7 protein-coding genes are annotated in these 7,507 nt (G+C 36.8%); 6 read left to right on the plus strand and 1 reads right to left on the minus strand.

The genetic code is table 11. From position 1 onward, the window contains the following. Positions 1 to 324 (minus strand): AraC family ligand binding domain-containing protein (locus tag ACR2F7_RS10150; RefSeq protein ID WP_432713456.1); only part of this gene is annotated, 324 nt, incomplete at its 3' end. Positions 325 to 1,091: 767 nt separating this feature from the next. Here ACR2F7_RS10150 and ACR2F7_RS10155 point away from each other — a divergent pair. The 6 genes from ACR2F7_RS10155 (at position 1,092) to ACR2F7_RS10180 (ending at position 7,472) form a co-directional block, all read left to right on the plus strand. Then, complete coding sequence (locus ACR2F7_RS10155) at positions 1,092 to 2,018, plus strand: hypothetical protein (protein ID WP_432713457.1); 927 nt, start codon at positions 1,092 to 1,094, stop codon at positions 2,016 to 2,018. Further along, the gene (locus ACR2F7_RS10160; protein ID WP_432713458.1) at positions 2,015 to 2,506 is read left to right on the plus strand and encodes a hypothetical protein; all 492 of its coding nucleotides are present in this window, start codon (positions 2,015 to 2,017) and stop codon (positions 2,504 to 2,506) included. The genes ACR2F7_RS10155 and ACR2F7_RS10160 overlap by 4 nt, the downstream gene beginning before the upstream one ends. Beyond that, positions 2,493 to 4,529: an AAA family ATPase gene (locus ACR2F7_RS10165; protein WP_432713459.1), complete on the plus strand. Its 2,037-nt coding sequence runs from the start codon at positions 2,493 to 2,495 to the stop codon at positions 4,527 to 4,529. Before ACR2F7_RS10160 ends, ACR2F7_RS10165 begins: the two co-directional genes overlap by 14 nt. A gap of 18 nt (positions 4,530 to 4,547) precedes the next feature. Beyond that, the gene (locus tag ACR2F7_RS10170) at positions 4,548 to 5,642 is read left to right on the plus strand and encodes a serine/threonine-protein kinase (protein WP_432713460.1); all 1,095 of its coding nucleotides are present in this window, start codon (positions 4,548 to 4,550) and stop codon (positions 5,640 to 5,642) included. A 500-nt stretch (positions 5,643 to 6,142) separates the two neighbouring features. Continuing rightward, positions 6,143 to 6,505, plus strand: coding sequence for an ISAon1 family transposase N-terminal region protein (locus ACR2F7_RS10175; RefSeq protein ID WP_432713461.1), 363 nt, complete (start codon positions 6,143 to 6,145; stop codon positions 6,503 to 6,505). Positions 6,506 to 6,536: 31 nt separating this feature from the next. Continuing rightward, positions 6,537 to 7,472, plus strand: a complete 936-nt coding sequence (locus ACR2F7_RS10180) for an ISAon1 family transposase (protein ID WP_432713462.1) — start codon at positions 6,537 to 6,539, stop codon at positions 7,470 to 7,472. The last annotated feature ends 35 nt before the right edge of the window (positions 7,473 to 7,507 follow it).

Here is a 7,507-nt window from a genome sequence, read left to right on the forward strand (position 1 = left end):
GAGGCAAAAGTGCCCACCGGTTTCTTCTGATGTCGTTTGCCAGGACATGATCTCGTCGGGATGCAAAAAGGCGATCTCATTAGGTCCCATTTCGTATTTATGCAAACCTATAGTTAGTATGCCCGTGCCTGACGTCATGTGAAATATTTTATAAAACTGACGGCGATGAGGGGAGATATAATCTTTTACCGGATATTCATTGCGATTCTGGATAACAAAATGGCTGGAATCAACAGGGAAGTGCTCTACATTGAGCAGTGGTGTCTTAAAGCTATTGGCTGCAAACGTTTCCAGCTCCATCCTGGGGATTGTTGAATTTTCCATTATATAGTTCTCGGTTGATGCGTTGATTTGTTAAACAAAGTTAAAGCTTAATGCTGAATATTTAGGAATGATATTTTGAGCAGTATGCCTATGCGAGACAAGGAAATTCAGCAATTGATCGATAAAAAAATAATTACTAAAGTTGGAAGGGGCCTCAAACTACCTATATTTTAAATAACGATACAAATCAGCTGTAATCGTTCTTAATCGTTCGCAACTTTTAGGGTGTCAATGGGGCATCGTTTGTCTGCGATCACGGCACGTGAGGAGTAGCCAAAATACGCCGCTACAAGTTCATGTGCGTGGGACGATTTTAATTGGATACTATAGTTGTTTTGGGTGAAGGTGCGCAGGGAATCTGCGCAAGCTTTCGTGATTTCGAATTTCATTGCTATTAATGTTAAAACTGGACTTTTTGACTGTCGTGAATGTTTAAGGACAACCATTCCAGCAGTTTAACAAAAATTGCTGTTTGAATTGTCGTTTATTGATGTGATCTTGCATTTCAGTCACTCAAAACTGGGGCGCTCGATTCATTAATCTAAAGTATAAATACTGATTTAAAAAACAAATAAGATTATTTAAAAAATAATTATAGAGGCCAAACACTAAAACAGAATACTGCGTAATTTATCTCAAATTGAGGAAGTAGCCTTTTAAACAGTGGTGAACTCTAATCCACATTTACCACTAGCTGCATTGAACAAAAAAAATTAAAAATTTATCTTTACCTTTCTTGCAAGTTTAATTTAACAACCTCATATTAAATGTATAAAACTGCATATGGAAATTTTAGTGGAGACAACTGGGAAGGCTTTTGCCAGATTTGCTTTAAGCTGAAATATGAAGATGATGGTTACCAAGAAATGCCTGCTTGGCAAGGCGATTTAGGAATTGAAGGTTTCACTAGATCGGGAATTGTTTTTCAATGTTATTGTCCAGATATGGAATATAATCCAGATAAGTTGTACGAAGTTCAACGGGATAAAATAACAACAGATCTAGGTAAGCTAACTAATTATCAAAAAGAGTTAAAGGCTTATTTAAAGAACACCAAAATCACTAAATGGATATTTGTCACACCCGAATATAAAAAGAAAGACCTGGTTAAACACTGTGCTGCCAAAGCTGAAGAACTAAGAAAACTTAATAATGATTTATTAGCTACAGATTTTGATGTTCTTGTTTATGACATTGAATTCTTTGCCGAACAAATTCCAATTGTTTTAGAATTTAGGAAACAAAAAATAGATATAGATCCATCAAAAACGACCGAAAAGGAGATTGCCGATTGGAAATCTCAAGCAATAACGTTAGTTGATCATGCCATTAATAAACATGGACAACGTGTTCCTAAGACGTCTAGGAAATTTGATGAGAACGTAAATCTATTGACACAGAATACAATATCTAACTTTCTGAACGGAGATATTATGGTAAGGAAATGGAAAGAAAATTTTCAAGATCAATATGAGAAATTTGTCAAAGTCGTTGGACAATTTGAAAAAAAAGTTGAAAATAAATGCGCAGTAAGCGATGGCACTGATAACAACGGTTTATATGATGGGATTGAATTAGAATTAAGAGAAAAGCTTAAAGAGTCTTTCACTTTCTTAGATGACCTGATGATTGACCGATTAACCGATTATGTAATGTCTGACTGGATATTGCGTTGTCCAATAAGTTTTGAATGATGGAAGAGCTAATTATAAAAAAACTTTCATTTACAAAGCGGCCTATTCCAATTCCAGCTGACTATAGGCCAATGTATAAAATAGCCTTAATTGTTCTTATATTAAAGTTATGTTCTAGGGGCAACAAATCAAGCTTATTAAAATTACACCTTTTTTCATGGGCGCTTACATCGAAAAAACATGCTTCGTTACTTACAAGCTTCGTCAACAATGATTTCCGGGGAGAATTTTCTGTATGGGGAATTGAACCAGCACTTAACCGTGCGCTTCAATTAGCTACAGCCGAAAAAATATGCGAATTGACTGATGGAAAAAATTATGTTTTGACATCGGATAAAGGGATTAATTTTTTTAATATGCTTATGGCTGATAAAGAACTATTCGAGTATGAAAAAGCATTTTTAAACTCGATTGGGAAAAACACTATAACTGACTCACGTATTAACTCAATGACCAAGCAATGGTCCTTATTTTATGTTGAAAATTAACGCAATCAAAATTGAAGTAAACACCAATGATGGTCTATATGGCAATGAAATTAAATTTGATAAAGGACTAAATATTGTTCGAGGCGACAATAGTTCTGGTAAATCAAGTTTATTTCAGAGCATAATATATGGGCTAGGATTTGAAGAATTATTGGGAGGCAAGAATGAAAAGACAATGCAGTCCGCCCTAAAGGATCAAGTCGAGTTTCCCAAAGATACATTTCATCAGGTGCTGCAGTCATTCATCTACCTAGAAATTGAAAATGAGACGATAATTACGATTAGAAGAGGTGTTACTACAGAAAATAGAAAGTCTCAACTTGTAGATGTTTACGATGGGGCACTACTTACTGGAAACAACCAAGCTTTAGTTAGTAGGCCAATGTACATTCATGATAAAGGTGGTGCAACGGACGAAATTTATGGTTTTCATCTTTATTTAGCGGATTTTCTTAAATGGGCGCTACCAGAAACGGTAAACAAAGATGGGGATTTAACAAAGCTGTATCTTCAACAAATAGCTCCCGCATTCATAATTGAACAAAAGTCTGGCTGGTCAGATTTTTTTGCAACGATGCCATATTATGCTATGCGAAATACGGAAAGTAGAGTTGTAGAATTTTTGCTTTCGTTAAATGTATTTGAAAATGAACAGAAAAAAAGATCTAACAACTATGACAAACAGAATTTGCTAACGAAATGGAATTCACTCTTTAGCCAGTTCTTACAATTGACAAGGAAAGTTGGGGGTAATTTTAGAGGTCTCGAAAACACTCCCAGAATTGTAAATACAACTGGAGATATTTTTATTGCAATTGAGGAGGATGGCAAGGAATTAAGTTTAGTTGATTACAATGAGCAACTGAAGCATTCACTAAATTTAATGAGCGAGGTTCAGGTCTCAACGGTGGGCAGTAATATTCAGCAAAATGAAATTGAATTTAGAAAACTCATCGACAAGCTAAATCAATTAACATTAAATTACGAGCTACTTAGTCCTGAAATAAACTTTGATACAGAAAAACTAAAGCAATATTCAACCCAGCTTGAAGCTGTCCAAGAAGATTTGAGAAAAAACAGGGGTGCTTTAAAAGTTAAAAGCTTAGGTTTTGATTTACCCGCTGAGACAGCTTCTAACTTGTGCCCTACTTGTCATCAAGAGATTAACGACTCATTATTGCCTCTTGAAATAGATCAGCCTACTATGCGTCTTGAAGATAACATCTCATACATAGAAGCTCAACAAAAAATGATCGAGGTTTATAGTGAAGGACAAAAGCGAAAAATTCAGGAAAAAAGGCAAAAACTTGATGATTATGAAAGAAAAATCATGGACGTTCGCCAGTCAATCCGTGGTTTGAAACAGGAATTAATTCAGGATGAGAGACTACCTTCAATTTTGGAGATTGAAAAACGTCTGAATCTTAGGAAGAAAATAGAGTTCTTCACGAAGAATATCGAAGAGTTTAACTTATTATTAGAACGGTTAAGATTTTTATCATCAGAGTATGAAACTATTTTAGAGGAAGAGTCAGGATTGCCAAGGGACTTCTTTTCAACTACGGATCGAGAAAAGTTGACTTATTTACAAAATTACTTCATCAGCTTAATTCGCAAATTTAACTATCAAAGTAAACCTTTTGAAGCAATTCGAATTTCTTTAGAAAACTATCTCCCTGTAGCTCAAAAGATTTCTGGTGAAAACTTATATTACAACATTAAATTTGATTCATCTGCCAGTGATTTCATCAGGTGTATTTGGGCTTACTTTACTTCAATTCTAAAGACAGCGGTAAACTTTGACACAAATCATCCGCGGTTACTTATGTTAGATGAGCCGAAACAGCAGGATATGTCTATTGAAAACTTCAGGGCATTCTTACAAGAACTGTCAAAATTTAAAGATCAACAAATAATCGTCTTTGCATCTTTTGAAAATTCCGATGAAGCATTCGAAGAGGCTACTAGAGATGTTGAATTCTCTTTAAAACGAATTGAAAACAAATTGATAATGCCAATTTAAAACAGTTAGTGAGATTAAATGAATAACACGCTACCTTCAGTGTTGACTGATGACAACCTACTGATATTATTAGAGACATTTAAGAATGGCTTAGTTTCCCATGCTACTGGAAAAGGATTTGAAGAAGAAGAATATCAGCGGATAAGAAAAATCATTCTGGCAAGCCCCAAATTGGAAAAATTGGTGCCTCGATTTCTGAGAACTTGCAGGACCACAAGTGATTTTTGGCAGTGGATAAAAAATGAATCACCTAGTTATGATGGCAGGAGGCAGATCCTTGCAGATCAGGTTAACCCGATGCTAGATGCGATCGAATATGAGTCTGGTGAAGGCGCATTAGAATTCAGCAAGAATTACGAAAAGCAGAATATTATTGGTACAGGCGGTTTTGGTGTTGTGTATAAGTATGAACATCGCTTACTCAAAATGCCCTTTGCCGTGAAAGTTTTCGCACCTGCGTTCTATGATGGTGGAACTGATCAACGGGAGCTTGAACGTTTTTTCCAGGAATCAAGGATTTTGTTCAAACTTAACCACCCGAATATCATTCGTATATATGATGCAGGTCTGATCAGTAATCGACCATTTATTAGAATGGAGTATTTTGACGGTAAAAATCTAAACGAGGTTCTTACCGAATTTGGAACACAAAGCGAGGAAAAAAGTATAGTGGCTTTGAAGCACATTGTCAGTGCTATCGCTCATGCCCATGAAAATGGTATTATCCATAGAGATCTAAAACCTAGTAATATAATGGCGGCAAAACCAAATCAATTCCGCGTAATTGATTTTGGATTAGGGATATTCATAGAAAATGAACTGCATTCTAGACTTACCAAAACTGGCGCCCAAACCATTAGCGGCTATTATAACGCACCAGAGTTGGTAGCTAATCCCAAATTGATAGACAAGCGGTCTGATATATATTCCTTAGGAGCCATTTGGTATACACTTCTAACTGGTCAGCCTCCAGCGGGCAGTGATTTTATGTCTACACTACGGCCATTGGGAATATCTGAAAAAACTATCGCTGTAATCAAAAAATGCCTTAATCCATTCGAGATGAGGTACATGGACTGCAAGGAGCTGCTTGCTGACCTGGAGACCTTTTAGGAAGGGATAACAATTAGATCTTCTAAAAATTGTATGGGACACATGAAGTATATCAACGAGGAATATGCTATGAAGTTATTGGGACAGCGATTTCCATTGAGGTTAAAAGTATGACTAAAATGCTTGCCCCGTTCCTCAACGTTCTTGATCTCAAGGGAGATGCATTACCTAGAGAACTGGCCGGAGATTTCGGATCCTGTGACCACCATATTCAGTCCCAAAATGACCAATAAGAGTATATGCTGTTTGATTGAATAAATATTTGATTATCAATTGATCTAAGTGATCAAGATGCTTCGAAACAAGTTATGCAGATTTTCAGAAATTGTATCAAAGTATCCGAAATGCGCAGTAAGATTGCTTAATATGTTTTTGCATTCTGGTTTATACAAACCTGGGATTATGTTTCTTTGAAACTGTTTCACTGATCAAGGATCAAGTCATAAACTTGTGGAGCAGGGGTTAAATTTCTAGCTTTGTGACTTATCATTTTACACACGATGCAAGAGAGCTACCTTCCCTTACTTAGTTTATTTCTTCCCGACTTTATTCTCGAACATTTTGAAATGAAAGATGTACGCAAGGAGGGAGAAATTCTGCACCTGGATCTGGAAGAAATGAACATTATTCCTAAAGTATTTGAAAATGATAAGTTGCAGTCTAAGGGCTTCTTCCCGACAATCACCGTTCAGGATTTCCCTATTCGTGGGCATAAAGTGTATTTTCATATCAAACGCAGGCGCTGGCTCAATATCAGTACAGGAAAAGTAGCCTACCGGGATTGGCACCTGGTTGCAGAAGGAACGCGAATAACAGAGGGATTTGCGGCTTTTTTAAAACAAATCAGTCTCTACCAAGGCTAATTCTACAGAAAGTATCGGTGGGTTTTATGGGGTGAAAGGTAAATGCCTAAGCCGTTATTATAAAGATTTCCTGAGCGGATTCAAGAATTGGAAGCAGAAATGCCATGCCAGTAAGTGGCTATTGTATCCGGAAAATTTAGGTGAACATCTCTCTATTGATGAAACTTCTCTTTCCCATGGAGAACTCTATACAATCGTAACTAATAAAGCAGCAAAAGGCAAAAAAGGCGCGATTGTAGCCATTGTAGCAGGGACAAAGGCTGAAACAGTCATTGAAGTACTTCAGAAGATCCCAGAAAGGCAGCGGCTGAAAGTAACTGAAATCACTCTTGATATGGCCGGAAACATGGAGCTCATTGCCAAACGCTGTTTTCGTAATGCTGTTAGAGTCACCGACAGGTTCCATGTCCAGAAACTGGCTACTGAAGCGCTTCAGGAAATGAGGATCAAATATCGATGGGAAGCATTGGAAGAAGAAAACAAGGCGATAGACAAGGCCCGAAAGAGTAAAACCAGCTTCAAAGCAGAGATACTGCCTAATGGGGATACCCTTAAACAACTGCTGGCCAGGGCAAGATATGTGCTGTATAAAAAGTCCACTGACTGGACGGAAAGCCAAAAGGAACGCGCTAAACTCCTTTTTGAACTGTATCCTTCTTTAAAAGAGGCCTTTGATTTAAGCATGAGCCTGAGTAATATCTTTGAGAAAACTACAGATAAACTTTATGGTTTGGCAAGATTAGCCAAATGGCATGAAAGAGTAAGACAGTGCGAATTCAAATCTTTCAATACCATTTCAAGGTCGATTCAGAACCATTATCGAACCATCCTAAATTACTTTGATAACAGGTCTACCAATGCATCTGCAGAGTCTTTCAATGCCAAAATCAAAGCATTCCGAAGTCAATTCAGAGGCGTAAGAAACATTGAGTTTTTCCTGTTTAGGTTAACTGAACTTTATGCTTAAAAATGATCTACCTCCACAAGTTTATGACTTGATCC

The sequence above is a fragment of the Pedobacter sp. genome (assembly GCF_045628745.1).
In the GTDB taxonomy this organism is placed as follows: domain Bacteria; phylum Bacteroidota; class Bacteroidia; order Sphingobacteriales; family Sphingobacteriaceae; genus Pedobacter.

Excerpts from the sequence above, each read along its gene's own strand:
- ACR2F7_RS10160 (WP_432713458.1), top strand. The coding sequence starts at position 2,015 with ATGATGGAAGAGCTAATTATAAAAAAACTTTCATTTACAAAGCGGCCT.
- ACR2F7_RS10170 (WP_432713460.1), top strand. The coding sequence starts at position 4,548 with ATGAATAACACGCTACCTTCAGTGTTGACTGATGACAACCTACTGATA.
- ACR2F7_RS10175 (WP_432713461.1), top strand. The coding sequence starts at position 6,143 with ATGCAAGAGAGCTACCTTCCCTTACTTAGTTTATTTCTTCCCGACTTT.
- ACR2F7_RS10165 (WP_432713459.1), top strand. The coding sequence starts at position 2,493 with ATGTTGAAAATTAACGCAATCAAAATTGAAGTAAACACCAATGATGGT.
- ACR2F7_RS10155 (WP_432713457.1), top strand. The coding sequence starts at position 1,092 with ATGTATAAAACTGCATATGGAAATTTTAGTGGAGACAACTGGGAAGGC.